The following is a 20,716-nucleotide window of genomic DNA, read 5'->3' on the forward strand; positions in this document are numbered from 1 at the left end:
AATTATTAATAACAAAAGTCATATTGATTGGGATGATAGTTATGGTTAAGTTAACTGATGCGGAGATTAAGAGCAGATGCGAAAATGATAGTGTCTATAGAAAAGGTCTTGAATATTATCTGTCAGGTAAGATACACAATTTTACTTACAACAAAACTGGCACTGTATTTCAAGCTTTTGTAATGGGTACATCTTTGTACAGAGTAATGATACAAAAGTATAATGGTGAATTGTACACAAGTTGTACATGCCCTGCAAAGGCAAGATATGGTGGTGATTGCAAACATATTGCGGCAGTTTTAATGTATATAAAAAATAATCAAGCTGAGATAGAGGACAATCTAAAAAATAAGGCTGCGTATGATTTGTTTGAAGAATTTGAAAAAAGAGAATACATACCTGATGAATTGAAACAGCCTATTAACATAGAGATTACATTAGAATCTTATCAAATGAATACATCTTTATGCCTTAGAATGGGTATTGACAAATTGTACGTAGTTAAAAGCATAAAGAAGTTTTTTGACGATATTGATGAAGGAATGATCGTTGAATTTGGCAAAGGATTTTCATTTGATCCAAGCGTAAATACTTTTAAAGAAGAAGATATGAAGCTTATAAAGTTTTTAAGAGAGATATACGAGATTGACAAAATCAATACTGAAAATTCATATTACAGAGTTGACTCGGTTATTTCCGGAAAGTATGTAAGGCTTACGCCATCAAATTTGGAAAAATTTATTGAAGTGATGAAGGACAGTCATTTTAATTTGGTTTTGGATGGAAAAACTTATTATGATGTAGATGTGGTTTTTGATGATCTTCCTATTAGTTTTAAACTTGAGAAAGGGAATAACGACAAAAATATTAGACTTACCGTTGAGGGAATTGAAAAAGTAAAGGCGTTAGACAGCAGAGGTAATTTTTTTGTGTATGATGGGAAAATATACAAGGTTTCTGATAAGCAGCGTTTTGCTTTAGCGCCATTTTACAATGTGTACATCACTAATAATACAAATAGCGTTGTATTTACTGAGAAGGATAAGCAGAAGTTTGCAGAAGTAATATTTCCGAATATAGATAAAGCAGGAAGCGTCGTCATCGATGATGATGTGAAATCGGAATTTTACAGTGAACCACTTGTGGCGAAAATTTACCTTGATAAAGAAGGAGAAAGAATAACCGCTGATATAAATTTTACTTACGGCCAGTATAACGTAAATCTATACGATGATACAAAGACGAAGATAAAGCATGACTGTATTTTAGTTAGGGACGAGGCTGCAGAAAAACGCATACTAGATATCTTTGAAAAGTGCGAATTTAAGGTAAAAGATAAATTGGTTTACTTAGATGATGAAGACTCCATATTTGACTTTGTATCAAATTATTTACCTGTGCTTCAAAAATACGCTGATGTGTATTATTCTGAATCATTTAAAAGGATGAAATTCTACAAAAGATCCTATAGCAGCAGCATTAGAATTCAGGACGATGATTTGTTGGGATTTAGCTTTTCTATTGATGATGTAGATAGAGATCTCATTCCAAAGATATTTGATTCGATAAAAATGAAGAAGAAATTTTTCAAGTTGCCTGATGGATCTTTTTTGCCTATTGATGATGAATTGGTGAAAATCGCAAATTTCATTGATTCGTTGGATTTAAGCAGCAAAGATTTAAAGAAAGAAATTGTAAAAATTCCAAAATACAAAGCCCTTTATATTGACGAAAAACTTGAAAGTGATAGATTAAAGATTGATAAGGATGAAAAATTAAATAGTTTAGTCAAAGCCATAAAAAATCCAATGGATACTGAATTTGAAGTGCCTAAGAAGTTAAATGGTGTCCTGAGAAAATATCAGGAAGTAGGGTTTAAATGGCTTAAAACATTGTCATCGTATGGTTTTGGCGGAATACTGGCAGATGACATGGGATTAGGAAAGACGATACAGACTATAGCATTTTTGCTGGATGAAAAAGAAAAGCATAAAGAACCTGCAATAGTCATCTGTCCGACAACTCTTATCTACAATTGGGAAAGTGAGATACAAAAATTTGCGCCTTCTCTAAAGACTTTAGTGGTATCTGGCAGTAAAAGCGAAAGAGGAAGTCTTATTAAAAGCATAGAGGAATCTGACGTCGTCATAACTTCATATCCATTGATTAGGAGGGACATAGAAAGTTATGAAAATATTGAATTTAGCTATTGCATTTTGGATGAAGCGCAGCATATAAAAAATCCAAAGTCTCAGAATGCAGAATCTGTCAAAAGGATAAAAGCCAAAGGATATTTTGCGCTTACTGGTACGCCCATAGAAAATTCTTTGACTGAATTGTGGTCTATATTTGATTTCTTAATGCCTGGATACCTTTTGTCACACAGAAAATTTGTTGAGAAGTATGAGAAGCCAATTGTAAGATACAAAAATGAAGAGGCGCTTAATGACTTAAGCAAACATATAAGGCCATTTATATTGCGAAGGCTAAAAAAAGACGTTTTAAAGGAGTTACCAACTAAGATAGAAACCACATCATTTGCTGAACTTACGAAAGAGCAAAAGGAGTTGTACATGGCGTATCTGGAGAATGCAAAGACTGAAATAGAGGAAGAGATACGAAATAAAGGCTTTGAAAGAAGCCAGATAAAGATAATAACGGCTTTAACGAGGTTAAGGCAGATATGCTGCCATCCATCAATGTTTGTAGAAAATTACAAAGGTACCAGTGGCAAGATGGAGCTTTTGATGGAACTGATTCAAGAATTGAAAGAAAGCGGACACAGGGCTCTGATTTTTTCCCAATTTACGACAGCGCTTAAGCTTATAGAAGACAACTTAAAGAAAGAAAAAATTTCATACTTGTATTTAGACGGAGATACAAAAACGAAAGAGAGAGGGGAATTAGTCAAAGCCTTCAACAAAGGTGACTCGGATGTCTTTTTGATTTCATTGAAAGCAGGTGGAACTGGACTAAATTTGATAGGTGCAGATACTGTAATACACTTTGACCCGTGGTGGAATCCAGCCATAGAAGATCAGGCCACAGATAGAGCCCACAGGATTGGGCAGGTGAATACAGTACAAGTCATAAAGCTTATAACGCAAGGTACAATTGAAGAAAAAATTGTAAAACTGCAAGAGAAGAAAAAAGAAATGATAAATTCTGTCATAAACCCAGGTGAGACCTTTATAACTAAGTTAAGTGAAGAAGAAGTAAAAGAGCTTTTTGCAATGTGATTAGATGATTTGCAATTGTCGATTAAGGCAGTTGCTTTTTTTGCGAAAAAATTTTTCTACTGATTATGTTACAAGTTTGTAATAGAAAATTAAGGAATAATTAATAAAATTTATAATTTTTAATTTTATAATAGAGGTGAGGTATGGGAGGTATAAAGTATAAAATGAAGCATAACATCGAAAGCGATAAAAATTAATTTTATGGTGCGGAATATTTTAAGAAGAATTTAGTTTTTATATATGTAGAAGGGGAAATACAGAAAATGGAGGTAGGAAAGAGATTATGTAATATTTCAATAAATAAATTGTAAAGGGGGGTTAACTAATGCTGTTTAAAAAAATTGTTTTGTGTTTTTTGATATTTTTTGCCTTGATTGTAGTCGGATGTTCGGTTCCAAATAACAACATTGCCATTAAAGAAAAGGGAAATAGTTCAATAGCGCAAAAGTACTTTAATATGCTGACTAAGGAAGATAAAATTAAAATTTCAAAGGCGTCTCCGAAAGAAATAATAAATATCTATTATAATAGCATAAATGATAAGAATTATAATCTCGCTGTTGTTTGTGACTCCAATTTTTTAAATTATGTAGCAAATAAATCATCTGAAGATATTAATTATGTGTATAAGCAACATATAGAGTATTTGAAAAATATAAAGAGGATTGATATTAAATCAATAGAAATATATCCAGATACGATAAAAAAGAATGACAGTGAAAACATAGAAAAACCTTCTAAGCTTTACTGTGTTTATTATATGCAAAAATCGAATGATATTAAAAAATTTCCTGAGGAAGGGTACTTCACCAGATTTATTACAGTTTCTAAGTCGCCTTTATATGGTGGATGGTGTATAAGTTATATTGCTTCATCACCATAAATTTTTTTAAAAAAAGTTATATAGGGGAGGGAGATCTTTTATGAAACATCTAATAAGATTAACAGCAGTACTGCTTATAACGACGTTTTTAATAGGTATAGTGATTACAGGGTTTACTTCAATACCGAAAGCAAGCGCAAAAGAATCGGTTAGTCTGAGTAATACAACAAATTTTGATGACCCTATTGCAGTAATTAAAGGGATGATTCAAGCAATTAACGATCAAGATCCTTATGAGTATATGAACTATTTTACCAATTCTAATCGCACAGTCATGACACAATTTCTTTCAAGTAATAAATCAGAATCATTCTTTAAAGAGAAGGAAGCTAAGTTGATTCAAATTAAAGAGCTTCCAAAGGAAGTAGGTGTAGTAGCTGCAGGTATTTCATCTGGAGAAAACTTAAATTTGGATGATACACGTATTTTTTATGCTGAAATTAACTTTAAAGTGGATAAAGAAGATAAATGGTTATATAATGGTACAAACCATCGTATTATTGTTGTTACAAAAGAAGATGGAAGCTGGAAAATAGTAAGGCTATCAGTTCCATCTATAGAATACTTAAAAGATACCGGCAATGGATTTAATTCAGAGGATGAAAATATCGCTGCTAAAATCGAAAGTACTCTTGATAAAAAAGGGCAAATAATGAATATGAAGGGTGTGGTTATTGATAATATTGCTGCAAGTGAAAAACAGCTAAAAAATGAAAAATAGTTTTAATAAAAACAGCAGTTCAAGCTTAAGCTACAGCTATAAAAATGTATGGCTGGTACCATGTGAATCATCCAAAATGGAACTTTCGTATAATTAGGGGATTATTTGAATGGTATCTGTTGTAAAAATATCAGAAGTAGTAGTCGCTTACAGTTAACATTCCTAAATTATTATGACATTTCTAAAATAAATTACATGATATTTTATTTAAATTGGAGGAAAAGGAAAATAATTAATTCAAATAAGGAGAGATCTGAATGAAAAGAATTTTAGTTACTATTATAATGTGCACTATTTTGGTTTTTTCATCAACTATTGGCTTTGCAAATGTTGGTGATAATAAACTGAATAGTGTTTCTGCAATTGTGAATAAAAATGATGCGAAAAAGATTGCAGCAAATCATGTTATTAGAGAAAAGCATAATGCTGAATTTAAAGACTGGATTAATGGCGAAGTAGACGATGAAACAGAATTAGTCGATTTTAATAATAATGTTATTGCTTATCTTTTTAATGTATATGACAAGACTGCATTATTAGGCTATATTATAGTAAGCGCTAATAAAAATATGCCGCCTATTTTAGAATATTCCCGAGCTAGTTCACCATATAGTATTGGCTTATCCAAGATAAAACAAAATCTTCAAAGAAATGAAACACTTAAAAAAACGACTTATGTATATTTTTTCCCTAATACATATATGATAAAATTTATTATAAATAGAAACAATTATGATCAAGAGGAAGAATTATTTGATATTAGAAATTATAAAAAAATTATTTATAAAGACATAAATCAAAGTACAATAAATTCCTCAGATATTAACTTAGATGTTAATAATGTAAAAACATGGAACAAATTATTTGATTTTAATCCAATGAATAGTGGAACAATAACTACGAAGAAAATAAGTGGTGTTCCAGATTTGGCTTGGTATAAAGGCTGTGCTCCTACATCAGCAGCTAATTTGATTTATTATTGGGATGCTCATGGATATCCTAACCTTGTTATTAATGAAACTACTAATCAAGTAATAGAAAAATTGGCAATGAATATGGGAACAGATAGTAATGGTTCTACTAATGTTTTATTTATTATGTCTGGTACTATTCAATATATAAAATCAAAAGGATATACAAATTTTGATGGTTATGATTTAAATCCTCCTAGCTATTATGATATAAGGAATGAAATAAATAATTCAAGACCCTTATTATTATCGGTAATAGGACATCCAACTTATGAAAATCATACAATGGCATGTGTTGGATATGAATACGTAACAGAACTTGGAGAAATAACAGAAGAATATGTAATAGTACATGATACATGGGGTGAAACTCCTACAGATGTGTATATTGCATTTGATGGGACTTTCAAATATGCACATATATTTATTCCATAAAAAGGTGATATTTATGATATCAAAAAAATGGACAATGACAATGTTACTTATTTTGGCTCTCACAGGATGTTCAAATCTAAAAAAACAAGGAGATGTGGTTGGTGGAATATCTGATAATGAAGCTTTGAAAGTGGCTAAAGAAAAAGCGGAAATTACTAAAGTAAAATCAGAAGAGCTTAAAAATTTAGAAGTTGATCTAGATAAATTTTTTGATGATCCAAAACTTATGGAAAAATCTCCTTGTCCAGTTTACTGGATAATAAAGGGTATTGACAAAGAAGGAAAGTCCTTAACTGTATATGTAAATTATAAAAAACCCGACATTTATTATATTAAAAATCTAAAACTTCGCACATAAATAATTACTCTGTTCCTTGAAAACTTAATGCTTTGCCAGAAAAAAGTAATAGTAATTTACACAATTATGCACACTTCGGAAGTCTTTCCTTAAGTTCTTTGGGAATCGCAGCCATAAAAGCATCAAGTAATTGGTCCAGCTGTTCTGAAGATAACGATAGTTTATCTGTTATTGTATCTATGAATACTTGCATAAGTAGATGAAAAGCCTGAATCAGCGTAATATCGGACATTTCATCCTGTATGTAGTAAAATATCTCTCCCATTGTTCGTAAATCTGATGATCGACGGTTCTCTAGTGCAAGCATCATGTATCTGGTAAATACGATTGCTGTATGTGCTGTCATCGCATCGTAAGATAATGAATTGCATTCCTTGCTGAGCTTCAAGTATGATTTACACACTTTGAAAAAGACTTCTATATCCCAGCGCTTCCCGTATATACGAATGATTTCGTCCTCGTTAAGGTTTATATCCGTGGTAATAAGTGCCAGATAGTCTTTTCGATTATTCCTGTTTCTGACAAATACAATTCGAGCAGGAATAGATTTTCCGTCTTTTTCAATGGAAACTTCCACGGATAACAGGTATCTAGACCTGCCTCTTCTTTTTCTGTTCTGCTTGTATATTTCTGTTAACGGCTGCATTATTCCATTATATAGGTAATGCATCTTTGATGTTTTCTTTGCCATTGCAATAACATCATAGCCTATTTCTTTAATAGCAATCAAAGAAGAGGGAGAACAGAACCAAGTGTCAAACAATACATAAGATGCTGGAATCATTGCTTTTTTAGCGGTCTTTATTAATTCCAGAGCTACGGCTGTTGCTTTAGTTTGGGATAGATTCCTTCTTAAATACCCGGCGGAACGCTTGTCCACAGGTATAGCTTCATTGATACGATTCTTTTGATTCTCAGTAGATAAAAGACATCCATTGACTGGGATAAAAGTATTTCCATCTGACCATCCGAGTGTAAGTAGGCGAAAGCCATATTTGTATGTTTTCTTAGCATGGTCATATACTTTTGCTAGTAGTTCTACTTTTTTAGAGCTAGAGCGTTCGAATAAAGAGTCATCAACAATAAGAACATTTACGCGTTTGTCACTTGTTAACCCAGTAATTGTCTCATTTATAATCTGTGCACTAAGCCAAGTGGTAAACCGAATCCAATTAATATGAATAGAGTTTAAGAATCTGTAAACCGTGTCTTTCTTAAAACCAACCTGATTTGTACCCATTAGCATATTCATATACATAGATCTATTGGTAAAGATCATACAGAATAAGTACTCGAAAATAGAAATAACGGGAATACCCTTGCTTTTGTAAGCATTCGATAACCTTAAAGCAGCCGAAATTCTATATTTTTTGAAGAAACTTTTAATCGAAGTAGAAACCTTATTATCAATTTGGTAATTTTGTGTTATACTATTCATAGCATGAGCCTCCAATTGGTTTATTTTTTGATAATTCAATTATACCAAAAATGGAGGTCTCATGCTATTTTATAGCCAAATAATATTGAATTATCAAGGTACAGAGCTACTTTTATAAGTGCGAAGTTTGAGTTAAAAATGAAAAATAGACTAGATAGACAAGGGATGGAGCGGAACTCTGTCTAGTTGTTGTATTTGTCATGGCGTTTACCATGACTTTTTATTTCATAACTTTCGTTTCATAATCCTTGAAATTCATTTCATTTTGTTTATAAGATATGCTATTTCTCTGTTTCTTTATGTTATATCTCGAAATGCTATTGTTACTATCTTTTGACAATCTTTTTGAATTATCACTTAATATTTCTTTTGATATTTGTCTTCATATATGTTTTGATCAAGTTTATGAAGTACTTCTGTGCAGATTTCTCTCCCAAAAGAATTAAAAAGTTTTTTAGTTCCGATTCTTCAAATTCTGGATTGGTGAATTTACCATTCAATAATTCGATTATTTTTTCTACGACAAGCAGTAATTCTTGCATTATATGTTGAATTATTTTCATATAACCTTAATTGATTTTTGATGCTATAAACTCGAACGTTATATATTTTTACAGCTATAAAAATATATACAAAGTTGTCTTATCTTGATCCGGATTAAGAAGGCTGAATCTATTTCAGTCTTTTTCAATGCTATTTTCTCCGGCTTCTTATGACCAAAGCAAGTCCCAATAAGATTATCATGATTGAGATTATCAAGTTTGGATTTAGCCATATGATGGAAAATTGGTTGTACAAAATGGACACATAGCTTAATATTACAGCAGCGGTAATTACCATGACTAAGCCCATCAGTACAAAATCCCTGCTTACGATGTAAAGCTGAAAAAGACCTATTGCAACAGATAGAATGTAAAGAGGCCATGTGTATTCAGAGTAAATCCAGTTTGTGAAGATGTCAAAGTAAAAAATGATGCCCATTGATGTAAGTATTCCGCCTGGAACTAAGATTTCAGGATTTTTTCTTTGCTTTAAGTAGCTTACTTCCATCATGATTCCTGGTATCAATATGAAAAGAGGCCATATATTAGACATATCCAATGTTATTCCGTATCTTGATAGTAAGCCCAGGTTGTCATTTAGATAGATAAGTCCTAACAATATAAGTACAATTCCGACTATTTTCTTTCCCATGATTAAACCTCCTGAAAAGTTTTGGCTTTCATTTATATTTTACTATAAATGGATGAAAATTTAACTATATTTTTGATATTTTTGCGAAAAAATACTTGAAAAAATTTCAGAAGGTGATATAATAATAAAAACAACGAATAAATATAAAAAACAAATACTATTTATACATATTTCACATTATTTTTTTAATGTTTAATGCATAAATATAAATTAAAATTTATATATATAAAATATTGAAGGTGGGATCTCAATGGTGAGGGTCGGCATATTAGGAGCTACAGGCTATACAGGTGTAGAGCTCATTAGAATCTTATCAAATCACGAAGATGTCCAGATAAAATACTTATCATCTCAAAATTTCAATGGTAAAAAAATTGAAGATGTGTATCACTCTTTAAAAGGATTTTGTAAAGTAGAGCTTCAGGAACTAAATATTGACGATATTGTTGAAAGCTGTGATGTGGTATTTACAGCACTTCCATCTGGATATGCAATGAATATGGCTGAAAAATTATGCAAAAGTGGAGTAAAGCTAATTGACCTTGGTGCGGATTTTAGATTTGATGATTTCAAAACTTACAAGGAGTGGTATGGGGTAAGTAGCGATGTTTACGGCAGCGTAAGTAGAGTTTATGGGCTTCCAGAGATTCATAGGGATGTGATTAAAAATGCGATGATTGTTGGGAATCCGGGATGTTATCCTACATCTGCAATTCTTGGTTTGGCGCCAGCTCTAAAAAGCGGAATAATAGAAAATCATATAATAATTGATTCCAAATCTGGTGTATCTGGCGCAGGCCACAGTCCAAAGCAGGGAAATATGTATGCAGAGTGCAATGAAAGCATAAAGCCTTACAACGTGGCAAAGCACAGACACATACCAGAAATAGAACAAGAGCTTTCAAAGTTAAATCACGAAGATACAAAAGTCGTTTTTACTCCCCATTTGACGCCTATGACAAGAGGAATATTAAGCACTATGTACTGCCGATTGAAAAAAGATATTTCGATAGAAAGCATTCACGAGATTTACAGTGAGTTCTATAAAGATGAATATTTTGTGAAAATATTGGATATCGGTGAATATCCATCTACAAAAAGCGTATATGGATCAAATTTTTGCCATATTGGATTAGAAATTGATAGGCATTCTAATACATTGATAATCATGTCTGTCATTGATAATTTGGTGAAAGGTGCATCTGGGCAGGCTGTCCAAAACATGAATATAATGTTTGGCATCAATGAAGCTAAAGGATTAAAGATGGTGCCAGTTTTTCCATAATGATAAGCTTAAGGAGGATATGATAATGGAGGATTTTGAGGTGATTGAAGGAAATGTTACATCGCCTAAAGGATTTTTAGCCTCAGGTGTGTTTGCAGGCATAAAGAAAGCGAAAAAGGATTTTGCCATGATATACTCTGAGAAAAAGGCCAATGTTGCTGCAGTATTTACTACAAATAAGGTGAAAGCAGCGCCAGTGATTTTAGACATGGAGAAAATAAAAAATGGTGAAGCGCAGGCAATAGTCGTAAATAGTGGCAATGCCAATGCGTGCACAGGACAGAAAGGATATGAAGATGCTTCATCTATGGCTAATATGGCGGCCAAGTATCTAAATATAGATATCAGCGATGTGCTTGTTTGCTCAACAGGTGTTATCGGTGTGACACTTCCTATGGACAAAATTGCCAAAGGAATAGAGTTGGCTTCTCAAAGACTGTCGAAGGATGGCGGAAAAGATGCTGCAGAAGCGATTCTTACCACAGATACATTTACAAAAGAAGTTGCTGTAAAGTTGAACATAAAAGGCTATGAAGTTTATATAGGTGGTATTGCTAAAGGGTCTGGCATGATTTCTCCAAATATGGCTACAATGCTGTCTTTTATCACTACAGATGCAGACATATCGAAAAAGGCTTTGGATAAGGCATTGAAAGAGACTGTAAAGAGGTCCTACAACATGATATCTGTCGATGGAGATATGAGCACAAATGATACTGCCATAATGCTGGCTAACGGTATGGCAGGCAATCCTACGATAGAGGAAGATACACATGAGTATGAGATTTTTTACAACGCCCTTTTATATGTAAATAAGCATTTGGCAAAGCAAATAGCCAAAGATGGCGAAGGTGCTACTAAGTTCATGGAGGTAAGTGTAGTCAATGCACCTACGGAAGATGATGCGATTTTAGCTTCTAAGTCTATTGTCAATTCAAATTTGGTTAAGACGGCTATATTTGGAGAAGACGCCAATTGGGGGAGAATCATTGCGGCTTTGGGTTATTCAGGAGCTAATTTTTCGCAAGATGCCGTTGATATATATTTGAAAAGCAACAAGGGAATTATAAAAGTTTGTGAAAATGGCGGTTATGTTCCTTTTAGCGAAGACAAAGCGAAAGAGATATTAAGTGAAAAAGAGATTTCAATAGTAGTTGATTTAAATGCCGGAAAATATGATGCTTTAGCGTGGGGCTGTGATTTAAGCTACGATTATGTGAAGATAAACGGGAGCTACAGAACATGATTAAAAGGCAAAAATACGGCGATGAAATCGCAAAAGCTAAAATATTAATAGAGGCCCTACCTTATATTAAAAAGTTTTCCGGTGCTACTGTCGTGATAAAATACGGTGGAAACGCCATGATAGATTCCGATATAAAGAAAATGGTAATGCAGGATATAGTTTTGCTGAAGTACGTTGGGCTGAATCCAGTTGTCGTACATGGCGGCGGTCCTGACATAAACAAGATGCTTGAAAGCCTCAATATTGAGTCAAAATTTATAAACGGCTTGAGGGTTACAGATGAGAAGACGATGGAAGTAGTTGAGATGGTTCTTACAGGCAAGATAAACAAAGAAATAGTTTCAATTTTAAATGAGATAGGTGGCAAAGCTATAGGGATAAGCGGAAAAGATGGGAAGCTTCTCGTAGCCGAGAAAGATACTGCAAATGGAGACATAGGTTTTGTTGGGAAAATTGAAGAAGTCAATATTGATGTTATAAAGATGATGCTTGAGAAGGGATTTATACCGGTTATCGCCCCGTGTGCTGTTGGCAAAGATGGGAAGACTTACAATGTAAATGCTGATACAGCGGCAGGTAGAATAGCCGAAGCTTTAAAAGCTGAGAAATTCATACTTTTGACAGATGTGGAAGGCATACTGTCAGATGTGAATGACAAAAGCAGCGTTATATCGAGAATTGATTTAGATGCGGCTAAAGAACTTATGACGACAGAGAAGATTACAGGTGGCATGATACCTAAATTAAAATGCTGCATTCAAGCAGTAGAAAATGGAGTCAAGAGAGCCCACATAATCGATGGAAGATTGACACATTCGCTTCTTTTAGAGATTTTCACTGATGAAGGGATTGGCACTATGATAGGAAAGGAGTGTTTTGACGATGACAATCTCTGATGACAAAAAGTACGTGATGAATACTTACGGACGCTACCCTATTACATTATCAAAAGGCAGCGGCACAAAGGTTTGGGATACAGATGGAAATATGTACCTTGATTTTGTAGCAGGCATTGCTGTAAACGCATTTGGCCACTGCTACCCACCAATAGTAGATGCCATCAAAAGTCAAGCGGAGACTTTGATACACTGTTCAAATCTTTACTGGAACGAAAATCAGATTGAACTGGCCAAGATGATTGCGGAAAACTCGTTTGGTGACAAGGTGTTTTTCGCCAACAGCGGTGCAGAAGCTAATGAAGGTGCCATAAAGCTTGCAAGAAAATACGCATCGATTAAATACGGTGATAAAAGGTATAAGATAATATCTGCAAAGAATTCATTTCATGGAAGGACTTTTGGCGCTCTTACAGCAACAGGACAAATAAAATATCACAAAGGCTTTGGACCATTGCTGGAAGGATTTAAGTACGTAAACTACAATGACATTGACGATATTTACGACGCTTTAGATGATGATGTATGTGCAATCATGATAGAAATTATTCAAGGGGAAGGCGGCATACATGAGGGAAGCCTTGAATATTTAAAAAAGGTCAGGGAAGTATGTGATGAAAATGACATTATATTGATTGTGGATGAAGTCCAGACAGGTATTGGACGTACAGGAAAACTCTTTGCATATCAGCACATTGGAATAGAGCCGGATGTTATGACGTTGGCAAAGGCATTAGGAGGTGGAGTGCCAATAGGTGCAATTGTGGCAAAAGAAAATGTGGCAGTATTTAAACCTGGTGATCATGCATCGACGTTTGGAGGAAATCCGCTTGCATGTGCTGCTGGAATTGCAGTAATGAATGAAGTTACAAAGGAAGGTTTTCTTGATGATGTAGTGAAAAAAGGAGAATATTTTAAGGAAAAGCTTAATGGATTAAAAGATAGGTACAAAGTCATAAAAGATGTAAGAGGAAAAGGTCTCATGATAGGGTGTGAAGTTGATTTGGATGATGCAGGTGAGATAGTGCTAAAAGCCTTGGAAAAAGGTCTTCTCATAAATTGTGTAAACCATAATGTTTTGAGGTTTGTACCGCCACTTATCGTTACTACTGATGAACTTGATACTGCTGCGATAATTCTTGATGATGTATTACATGAAATGGGGTTTTAAGATGAAAGGGTACTTGAAGCTGGAAGATGGCAGTATTTTTGAAGGCAATATTATAAGCAAGAATTTTCAAGGTTTTGGGGAAGTTGTCTTTAATACAGGCATGACGGGATATCAGGAAATCATCACAGATCCGTCTTATGCTGGGCAGATCGTCGTCATGACATATCCGCTTATTGGAAATTACGGCATCAATAAGTACGATTTTCAATCAGAAAAGCCACATATTAGAGGGTATGTTGTAAGAGAGTACTGTGATAGCCCCAGCAATTTTCTCTCAGATTCTTCATTGATTGACTATCTCGATAAAAATGGGATACCGGTATTATCAGGTGTTGATACGAGGGAATTGACTAAAAAGTTGAGATCAAATGGTACTATGAGAGGCATCATAACTGACGATGCCAATGCTGTAGTGCCTGATATAAAAGTGGATTTGCTTAAAGAAGTGTCCACGAAAAAGCCGTATCACATACAAGGAGAAGGGCCGAAATTGGCGTTTATAGATCTTGGCACCAAAAAGAACATTTTAAACATGCTGAGAAACGTAGGATTTGACATATACGTGTTTCCTTACGATGTTTGCGTAGAAGACGTAATGGCGATTGAGCCTGAAGCCGTATTTTTTTCGAATGGTCCAGGAGATCCCAAAGATGCAATTTCTGCCATAGAGCTGGCGAAGTTTTTTATAGGTAAGATACCAGTTTTAGGTATATGTTTAGGACATCAGATAATTGCACTTGCTATGGGGTGCAATACCATAAAGATGAAATTTGGTCACAGAGGATCAAATCAACCTGTGAAAGACTTGATGATAGGAAAGGCATTTGTAACATCGCAAAACCATGGATACGCTGTAGAAGAAAGCTCCATAAATAGCGATGAAATAGTGGTCACTCATGTAAACTTAAATGACAATACGGTGGAAGGAATAAAGCATAAGTATCTACCGGTATTTTCCGTCCAATATCATCCAGAAGCGTGTCCTGGCCCACATGATTCAATGTACATTTTTGATAAATTCATGGATATAACTTGTGTTTATAGAAGGAGGTCTTATCTTGCCGAAATATGAAGGAGTGAATAAAGTGCTTGTTATAGGCTCAGGGCCTATCGTAATAGGTCAAGCTGCAGAGTTTGACTATTCCGGAACACAAGCATGCAAATCATTGAAAGAAGAAGGATTAAAAGTTATCTTAGTGAATAACAATCCTGCTACAATAATGACAGATACAGAGATCGCCGATGTGGTTTATATAGAAAATCCGGAAGTCGATGTGTTGGAAGCCATCATAGACAAAGAAAGGCCAGATGGAATATTAGGGACAATCGGTGGACAGACAGGGCTTAATGTGGTTGTAAAACTTAAGGAAAGCGGAATAATCGATAAGTACAATCTAAAGGTATTGGGAACTTCTATTGAATCAATAAAGACTGCTGAAGACAGGGAATTGTTTAAAAAGAAGATGGAAGAGATAGGAGAACCTATAGCAGAAAGCGCGACCGTAAATAATGTAGATGATGCGATTAAATTTGCAGAAAAGTGCGGCTATCCACTTATAGTCAGGCCTGCCTTTACATTAGGTGGAACTGGAGGCGGTATAGCAAACAATGAAGATGAGCTTAAGGTTATAGTTGATTTAGGCTTAAAGAAAAGCATGGCACATGAAGTGCTGATAGAAAAATCCCTTTACGGTTACAAAGAGATAGAATACGAAGTTATGAGGGACAGCAACGACAATTGTATAACCATATGCAATATGGAAAACTTTGATCCAGTTGGCGTCCACACAGGTGATAGCATTGTTGTTGCGCCGTCACAGACATTGACAGATTACGAGTATCAAATGCTGAGGACTGCCAGTCTTAAAATCATAAAGGCATTGAAGATTGAAGGCGGATGCAATGTTCAGTTTGCATTGGACCCTAATAGCCATCAGTATTACGTTATAGAGGTAAATCCGAGGGTTAGCCGCTCAAGTGCTTTGGCATCAAAAGCTACAGGTTATCCTATAGCCAAGATAGCTGCTAAAATAGCTGTTGGCTATACACTTGATGAGATAAAAAACCCTGTCACGGAAAAGACTACAGCTTTGTTTGAGCCATCGCTTGACTACGTTGTTACAAAGATTCCAAGGTGGCCATTTGACAAATTCTATGAGACAGACAGAAAGATTGGTACTCAGATGAAAGCTACAGGAGAGACGATGGCAATAGACAGATGCTTTGAAGCATCCCTCTTAAAGGCTGTAAGGTCTTTAGAGATAAAAGCATATGGACTTACAAATGAAAGCATAAAAAAATTAAGAGATGAGGAGATCATCGACAACATTAAAAAGCCAAATGACATGAGGCTATTTTATATAGCTGAGGCACTTCGCCGCGGTGTCACTGTGAATCATATAAATGAAATATCCAACATAGATAAGTGGTTTATAAATAAACTCTTAGATATAGTAAATATGGAAAAAGAGATATTTATAAACGATTTGACAAAAGAGGTTTTAGAAAAAGCAAAGCGAATGGGCTTTTCAGATAAGGAAATTGCCAATATCAAAGGGATAGATGAAAAAGCTGTCAGGGAATTGAGGAAAAGCTACGGCATATTCCCAGCTTATAAGATGGTTGACACATGTGCAGCGGAGTTTGAATCTGTTACGCAGTATATTTATTCAACGTACGGAGAATACGATGAAGTTCCTATTCATCACGACATAAAGAAAGTCATAGTTTTAGGCTCAGGTCCTATTAGAATAGGGCAGGGCGTAGAATTTGATTATTGTTCAGTAAAAGCACTTTGGGCCCTTAAAAGCAAGGGAATCAAATCAATCATAATAAATAACAATCCTGAGACGGTAAGCACAGATTTTGATACAGGCGATAGGCTGTACTTCGAACCACTGACGCTGGAAGATGTATTGAATATCATCGAAAAGGAAAAACCTCTTGGTGTTTTGGTGATGTTTGGAGGCCAAACAGCTATAAACTTGGCACAAGGACTGTCTGATAATGGTGTAAATATATTGGGCACTTCATTTGAAAGCATCGATGACAGTGAAGACAGAGAAAAGTTTTCTAAGCTTCTTAAGAAGCTAAATATAAACCAGCCAAAAGGCGGATATGCGCTATCAGTAGGCGATGCAAAAGATGTAGCACTGACAATAGGATTCCCTCTTTTAGTGAGACCTTCATACGTAATAGGTGGCCAATCAATGGAAAAAGTAAACACACTTCAAGAGATAATAGACTATGTATCAAATGCCATGAAGGTATCTCCAGGGAAGCCTGTCTTGATTGATAAGTACATTGAAGGAAGAGAAGTTGAAGTAGATGCTATATCCGATGGCACGGATGTATTGATTCCTGGGATAATGGAGCATATAGAAAGAGCAGGTGTCCATTCTGGTGACAGTTTCTCCATGTATCCTGCGAGAAATTTATCGGATCATGAAATATCTACAATTGTAGAGTACACAAAGAAAATATCGTGTGCCTTAAAAGTAAAAGGGCTTATCAATATTCAATTTGTAGTTAAAGATGGTGTTGTCTACGTCTTGGAGGTAAATCCGAGGGCTTCAAGGACAGTTCCTGTAATAAGCAAAGCAACAGGAGTACCTATGATAGACATAGCCGTAAAAATCGCATTAGGCGATACACTAAAGAGCTTAGGATATCATGATGTTTTATGGCCAAAGACGACCCATACAATCGTAAAGGCACCTGTATTTTCAACAGAGAAGCTTACTAATGTGGAAGTGATGCTGGGACCGGAGATGAAGTCTACTGGAGAAATAATGGGCATAGATTTAAGCTACGAAGGGGCTCTTTACAAAGCTATGGCAGGAGCCAACTTAGATATACCTGTCAGTGGAAGGGTTTTAATTTCTATAGCAAGTAGAAGTATAAACGATTCAATGAGTACGGTAAAAAAGTATCATGATGCTGGATATGAGTTATTTGGCACATCCGGTACAGCCAGACATTTTAATTCTGCTGGAATTAGTGTGAAACATGTAAATATAAAAGATGCCATAAGGCTATTAAAAGAAGGGTATTTTTCATTAGTCATCAATATACCGAATCGCGGCAAGAAAGTAGATAATGATGGATTTATATTGAGGAGAACTGCATGTGAATACAGAGTTCCGCTGTTTACATCCCTTGATACGGCGAAGGCAGCGCTTCAAGCGGTGCAGAAGGTGAAAATAAGCGGACTTAACTACCTATCGTTAAATGAGTATCATGAGCTGCAGTCTAAAAACTTAAAGAAATCTGCTTTGTAATTAAGTTAGAAAGGAAGATTTATATGTTAAAAGGAGAAAAAGTGGTTTTGGCGTATTCAGGCGGTTTAGATACGTCTGTCATAATACCATGGCTTAAAGAAAATTACGAATGTGAGATAATAGCTGCGTGTATAGATGTAGGCCAGGGAAGCGAGCTTAGCAGCATAAAAGAAAAGGCATTATTAAGCGGTGCCAGCAAGATATACGTGGAAGATGTAAAAGATGAATTTGTGGAGGATTATATTTTTCCTACATTAAAAGCAGGAGCTGTGTATGAGGGCAAGTATCTATTAGGCACTTCATTTGCAAGGCCCCTTATTGCTAAAAAGCTTGTGGAGATAGCTCACAAGGAAGGTGCAAAGGCGATAGTGCACGGCGCTACTGGAAAAGGAAATGACCAAGTAAGGTTTGAAGTGTCAATAAAGGCCCTTGATCCATCAATAGAGATAATAGCACCGTGGAGGATATGGGACTTTAAGTCAAGGGAACAGGAAATAGACTATGCTAAGAAAAAAGGCATTCCTGTGCCTGTAACAAAGGAAAAGATATACAGTGTTGATAACAATTTATGGCACGTAAGCCATGAAGGCGGTGATTTGGAAGATCCGTGGAATGAGCCTAAAAACAGTTTGTACGATATGGTTGTTCCACCAGAGAATGCGCCGGATGAGCCAGAGTACGTTGTTTTAGAGTTTGAAAAGGGGATACCTGTAAAAGTAAATGGAAAGTCATACGCAAGTCCTTCAAAGATGATAGAAGATCTTAATTTGATAGCCGGAAGAAATGGTATAGGCATAGCTGATATTGTAGAAAATAGGCTTGTAGGCATTAAGTCTCGCGGTGTATATGAAACGCCTGCAGGAACGGTTCTTTATGCAGCCCACAAAGAGTTGGAGTATTTGGTTTTGGATAAGGAAACCATGAGGTTTAAAGATTTGGTAGCGCAAAAGTATGCAGACATTGTCTACAATGGATTATGGTTTTCTCCGCTTAGAGAGTCTTTAGATGCGTTTGTTGATGTGACACAGCAGAATGTGACTGGTACTGTAAGGCTTAAACTTTACAAAGGAAACTTGATAAATGCAGGTTCAAAGTCCCCATATTCACTATACAGTGAAGAGTTTGCTACATTTGGCGAAGATGAAGTTTACAATCAAAAGGATGCAGAAGGGTTTATAAACTTATTCGGATTGCCGCTTAAAATAAAAGCGCTTATGGATATAAGCAGAAAGGAAGATTTTAATGAAGCTGTGGGGCGGTAGGTTTAAAGGAGATACAGACAAACTTATGGAGGATTTTAATTCCTCCATTTCTTTCGATATGCGCCTTTTTAAATACGATGTAGAAGGTTCTATAGCCCATGCAAAAGGTTTAAATAAAGCGGGTGTATTAAAGGACGATGAGACAAAGCTCATTGTAGATGGGCTAAATGAGATTTTAAAGGAAACTGAGACAGAATTTATACCTGATGATGAAGATGTGCATACTTATGTTGAAAGACTTTTAACTGAGAAGATAGGTGATGTAGGTAAAAAACTGCATACAGGAAGAAGCCGCAATGACCAAGTAGCAACAGATGTGAGGCTTTATTTAAGAGATGTTATAAATGAAATTGAAAGCGGCATTGAAATTTTAATTGACACTCTTAAAAGAAAAGCAGATGAATACAAGAATGCAATCATGCCTGGATATACCCATTTGCAAAGGGCTCAGCCTGTCACTTTTGGACATCACATGATGGCGTATGTGGAGATGTTTAAAAGAGACTTATCAAGGCTTAATGATATGGTAAAAAGGGTAAATATAATGCCATTGGGATCAGGTGCATTAGCAGGTACATCGTACAATATAGATAGAATGTACGTGGCAAAGCTTCTTGGATTTGACGATATAACTAAAAATAGCCTCGATGCAGTTAGCGATAGGGATTTTGTGATAGAGTTTTTAAGCTTTTCTTCAATTTTAATGATGCACCTAAGCCGATTTTGTGAGGAAATAGTCCTTTGGTCCAGCAAGGAATTTGATTTTATAGAGTTAGATGATAGGTATTCTACAGGAAGCAGCATGATGCCTCAGAAAAAAAATCCAGATGCTGCGGAGCTTATACGAGGTAAAACAGGAAGGGTGTATGGAGATTTAATGACTTTGCTTACAGTCATGAAGGGACTTCCTCTCGCTTATAACAAAGATATGCAAGAGGACAAAGAAGCGCTTTTTGATGCAATAGACACTTTGAAAATGTCGATTGCGGTTTTTAATGGCATGGTAAAAACGATGAAGGTAAAAAGTGATAATATGGCAAATGCAGCAAAATACGGGTATATGAATGCTACAGATTTTGCAGATTACCTTGTATCTAAGGGAATTCCATTTAGAAAAGCACATGAGATAACCGGGAAAGTCGTGTTGTACGCAATAGATAAAAATTGTGCCATAGAAGAGCTATCAATTAAAGATTTAAAATCGTTTTGCGATGTGATAGATGTAGATGTTTATAAAGCAATTGATTTGAGGAACAGCATAAAAAATAAGAAAACTATAGGCTCTCCGAAACTGTTTGATGAAGAATAGTACAGTTAGGCGTAAAAAAGAGATAGGA

At 35.1% G+C, this 20,716-nt stretch carries 15 protein-coding genes and 1 pseudogene; 13 read left to right on the top strand and 3 right to left on the bottom strand.

Features of this window, described 5'->3' with window-relative positions:
- The first annotated feature begins 41 nt into the window (after window positions 1-41).
- The 5 genes from THEXY_RS01035 to THEXY_RS01055 all read left to right on the top strand — a co-directional run bounded on the left by THEXY_RS01035 (window position 42) and on the right by THEXY_RS01055 (window position 6,607).
- Complete coding sequence (locus tag THEXY_RS01035) at window positions 42-3,239, top strand: DEAD/DEAH box helicase (RefSeq protein WP_013787014.1); 3,198 nt, start codon at window positions 42-44, stop codon at window positions 3,237-3,239.
- A 325-nt stretch (window positions 3,240-3,564) separates the two neighbouring features.
- Window positions 3,565-4,122: a hypothetical protein gene (locus tag THEXY_RS01040; protein ID WP_013787015.1), complete on the top strand. Its 558-nt coding sequence runs from the start codon at window positions 3,565-3,567 to the stop codon at window positions 4,120-4,122.
- Between the two features lie 40 nt (window positions 4,123-4,162).
- Window positions 4,163-4,843, top strand: coding sequence for a DUF4829 domain-containing protein (locus THEXY_RS01045; RefSeq protein WP_013787016.1), 681 nt, complete (start codon window positions 4,163-4,165; stop codon window positions 4,841-4,843).
- A gap of 257 nt (window positions 4,844-5,100) precedes the next feature.
- The gene (locus THEXY_RS01050) at window positions 5,101-6,249 is read left to right on the top strand and encodes a C39 family peptidase (protein WP_013787017.1); all 1,149 of its coding nucleotides are present in this window, start codon (window positions 5,101-5,103) and stop codon (window positions 6,247-6,249) included.
- Between the two features lie 13 nt (window positions 6,250-6,262).
- A complete protein-coding gene (locus tag THEXY_RS01055) occupies window positions 6,263-6,607 on the top strand; it encodes a hypothetical protein (protein ID WP_041592045.1) in 345 nt (114 codons plus the stop codon).
- 64 nt (window positions 6,608-6,671) lie between these two features.
- On the opposite strand, the gene THEXY_RS01060 is transcribed toward THEXY_RS01055, so the two are convergent.
- From THEXY_RS01060 to THEXY_RS01070, 3 genes and pseudogenes are all read right to left on the bottom strand, one after another.
- Window positions 6,672-8,045: an IS4 family transposase gene (locus THEXY_RS01060; RefSeq protein ID WP_013787019.1), complete on the bottom strand. Its 1,374-nt coding sequence runs from the start codon at window positions 8,043-8,045 to the stop codon at window positions 6,672-6,674.
- Between the two features lie 360 nt (window positions 8,046-8,405).
- Window positions 8,406-8,608: pseudogene (locus THEXY_RS12685) on the bottom strand (ISLre2-like element ISTxy1 family transposase); the annotation flags it as partial.
- 130 nt (window positions 8,609-8,738) lie between these two features.
- Complete coding sequence (locus tag THEXY_RS01070) at window positions 8,739-9,239, bottom strand: LiaF transmembrane domain-containing protein (RefSeq protein WP_013787020.1); 501 nt, start codon at window positions 9,237-9,239, stop codon at window positions 8,739-8,741.
- A 250-nt stretch (window positions 9,240-9,489) separates the two neighbouring features.
- Between THEXY_RS01070 and argC the strand changes: the two genes are divergently transcribed.
- From argC to argH, 8 genes are read left to right on the top strand one after another with little or no spacing between them, the layout of a single operon-like run.
- Window positions 9,490-10,524 carry an N-acetyl-gamma-glutamyl-phosphate reductase gene (gene argC, locus THEXY_RS01075; protein WP_013787021.1) on the top strand — a complete coding sequence of 345 codons (1,035 nt, stop codon included), beginning with the start codon at window positions 9,490-9,492 and terminating at the stop codon, window positions 10,522-10,524.
- Window positions 10,525-10,549: 25 nt separating this feature from the next.
- Window positions 10,550-11,770 carry a bifunctional ornithine acetyltransferase/N-acetylglutamate synthase gene (gene argJ, locus THEXY_RS01080; protein ID WP_013787022.1) on the top strand — a complete coding sequence of 407 codons (1,221 nt, stop codon included), beginning with the start codon at window positions 10,550-10,552 and terminating at the stop codon, window positions 11,768-11,770.
- A complete protein-coding gene (argB, locus tag THEXY_RS01085; protein WP_013787023.1) occupies window positions 11,767-12,666 on the top strand; it encodes an acetylglutamate kinase in 900 nt (299 codons plus the stop codon). Before argJ ends, argB begins: the two co-directional genes overlap by 4 nt.
- Window positions 12,653-13,837, top strand: coding sequence for an acetylornithine transaminase (locus THEXY_RS01090; protein ID WP_013787024.1), 1,185 nt, complete (start codon window positions 12,653-12,655; stop codon window positions 13,835-13,837). The genes argB and THEXY_RS01090 overlap by 14 nt, the downstream gene beginning before the upstream one ends.
- Window position 13,838: 1 nt before the next feature.
- A complete protein-coding gene (gene carA, locus THEXY_RS01095) occupies window positions 13,839-14,909 on the top strand; it encodes a glutamine-hydrolyzing carbamoyl-phosphate synthase small subunit (RefSeq protein ID WP_013787025.1) in 1,071 nt (356 codons plus the stop codon).
- Window positions 14,896-18,117: a carbamoyl-phosphate synthase (glutamine-hydrolyzing) large subunit gene (gene carB / locus THEXY_RS01100; RefSeq protein WP_013787026.1), complete on the top strand. Its 3,222-nt coding sequence runs from the start codon at window positions 14,896-14,898 to the stop codon at window positions 18,115-18,117. The genes carA and carB overlap by 14 nt, the downstream gene beginning before the upstream one ends.
- Before the next feature lie 23 nt (window positions 18,118-18,140).
- A complete protein-coding gene (locus THEXY_RS01105) occupies window positions 18,141-19,379 on the top strand; it encodes an argininosuccinate synthase (protein WP_013787027.1) in 1,239 nt (412 codons plus the stop codon).
- Entirely contained in the window at window positions 19,360-20,688 is a 1,329-nt protein-coding gene (argH, locus tag THEXY_RS01110) for an argininosuccinate lyase (protein WP_013787028.1), read from the top strand. The genes THEXY_RS01105 and argH overlap by 20 nt, the downstream gene beginning before the upstream one ends.
- The last annotated feature ends 28 nt before the right edge of the window (window positions 20,689-20,716 follow it).

Source organism: Thermoanaerobacterium xylanolyticum LX-11, from assembly GCF_000189775.2.
Lineage (GTDB): Bacteria > Bacillota > Thermoanaerobacteria > Thermoanaerobacterales > Thermoanaerobacteraceae > Thermoanaerobacterium > Thermoanaerobacterium thermosulfurigenes.

Bases quoted from the DNA above. Each gene is read 5' to 3' on its own strand.
- THEXY_RS01035 (WP_013787014.1), top strand. From the start codon at position 42: ATGGTTAAGTTAACTGATGCGGAGATTAAGAGCAGATGCGAAAATGAT.
- THEXY_RS01040 (WP_013787015.1), top strand. From the start codon at position 3,565: ATGCTGTTTAAAAAAATTGTTTTGTGTTTTTTGATATTTTTTGCCTTG.
- THEXY_RS01045 (WP_013787016.1), top strand. From the start codon at position 4,163: ATGAAACATCTAATAAGATTAACAGCAGTACTGCTTATAACGACGTTT.
- THEXY_RS01050 (WP_013787017.1), top strand. From the start codon at position 5,101: ATGAAAAGAATTTTAGTTACTATTATAATGTGCACTATTTTGGTTTTT.
- THEXY_RS01055 (WP_041592045.1), top strand. From the start codon at position 6,263: ATGATATCAAAAAAATGGACAATGACAATGTTACTTATTTTGGCTCTC.
- THEXY_RS01060 (WP_013787019.1), bottom strand. From the start codon at position 8,045: ATGAATAGTATAACACAAAATTACCAAATTGATAATAAGGTTTCTACT.
- THEXY_RS01070 (WP_013787020.1), bottom strand. From the start codon at position 9,239: ATGGGAAAGAAAATAGTCGGAATTGTACTTATATTGTTAGGACTTATC.
- argC (WP_013787021.1), top strand. From the start codon at position 9,490: ATGGTGAGGGTCGGCATATTAGGAGCTACAGGCTATACAGGTGTAGAG.
- argJ (WP_013787022.1), top strand. From the start codon at position 10,550: ATGGAGGATTTTGAGGTGATTGAAGGAAATGTTACATCGCCTAAAGGA.
- argB (WP_013787023.1), top strand. From the start codon at position 11,767: ATGATTAAAAGGCAAAAATACGGCGATGAAATCGCAAAAGCTAAAATA.
- THEXY_RS01090 (WP_013787024.1), top strand. From the start codon at position 12,653: ATGACAATCTCTGATGACAAAAAGTACGTGATGAATACTTACGGACGC.
- carA (WP_013787025.1), top strand. From the start codon at position 13,839: ATGAAAGGGTACTTGAAGCTGGAAGATGGCAGTATTTTTGAAGGCAAT.
- THEXY_RS01105 (WP_013787027.1), top strand. From the start codon at position 18,141: ATGTTAAAAGGAGAAAAAGTGGTTTTGGCGTATTCAGGCGGTTTAGAT.
- argH (WP_013787028.1), top strand. From the start codon at position 19,360: ATGAAGCTGTGGGGCGGTAGGTTTAAAGGAGATACAGACAAACTTATG.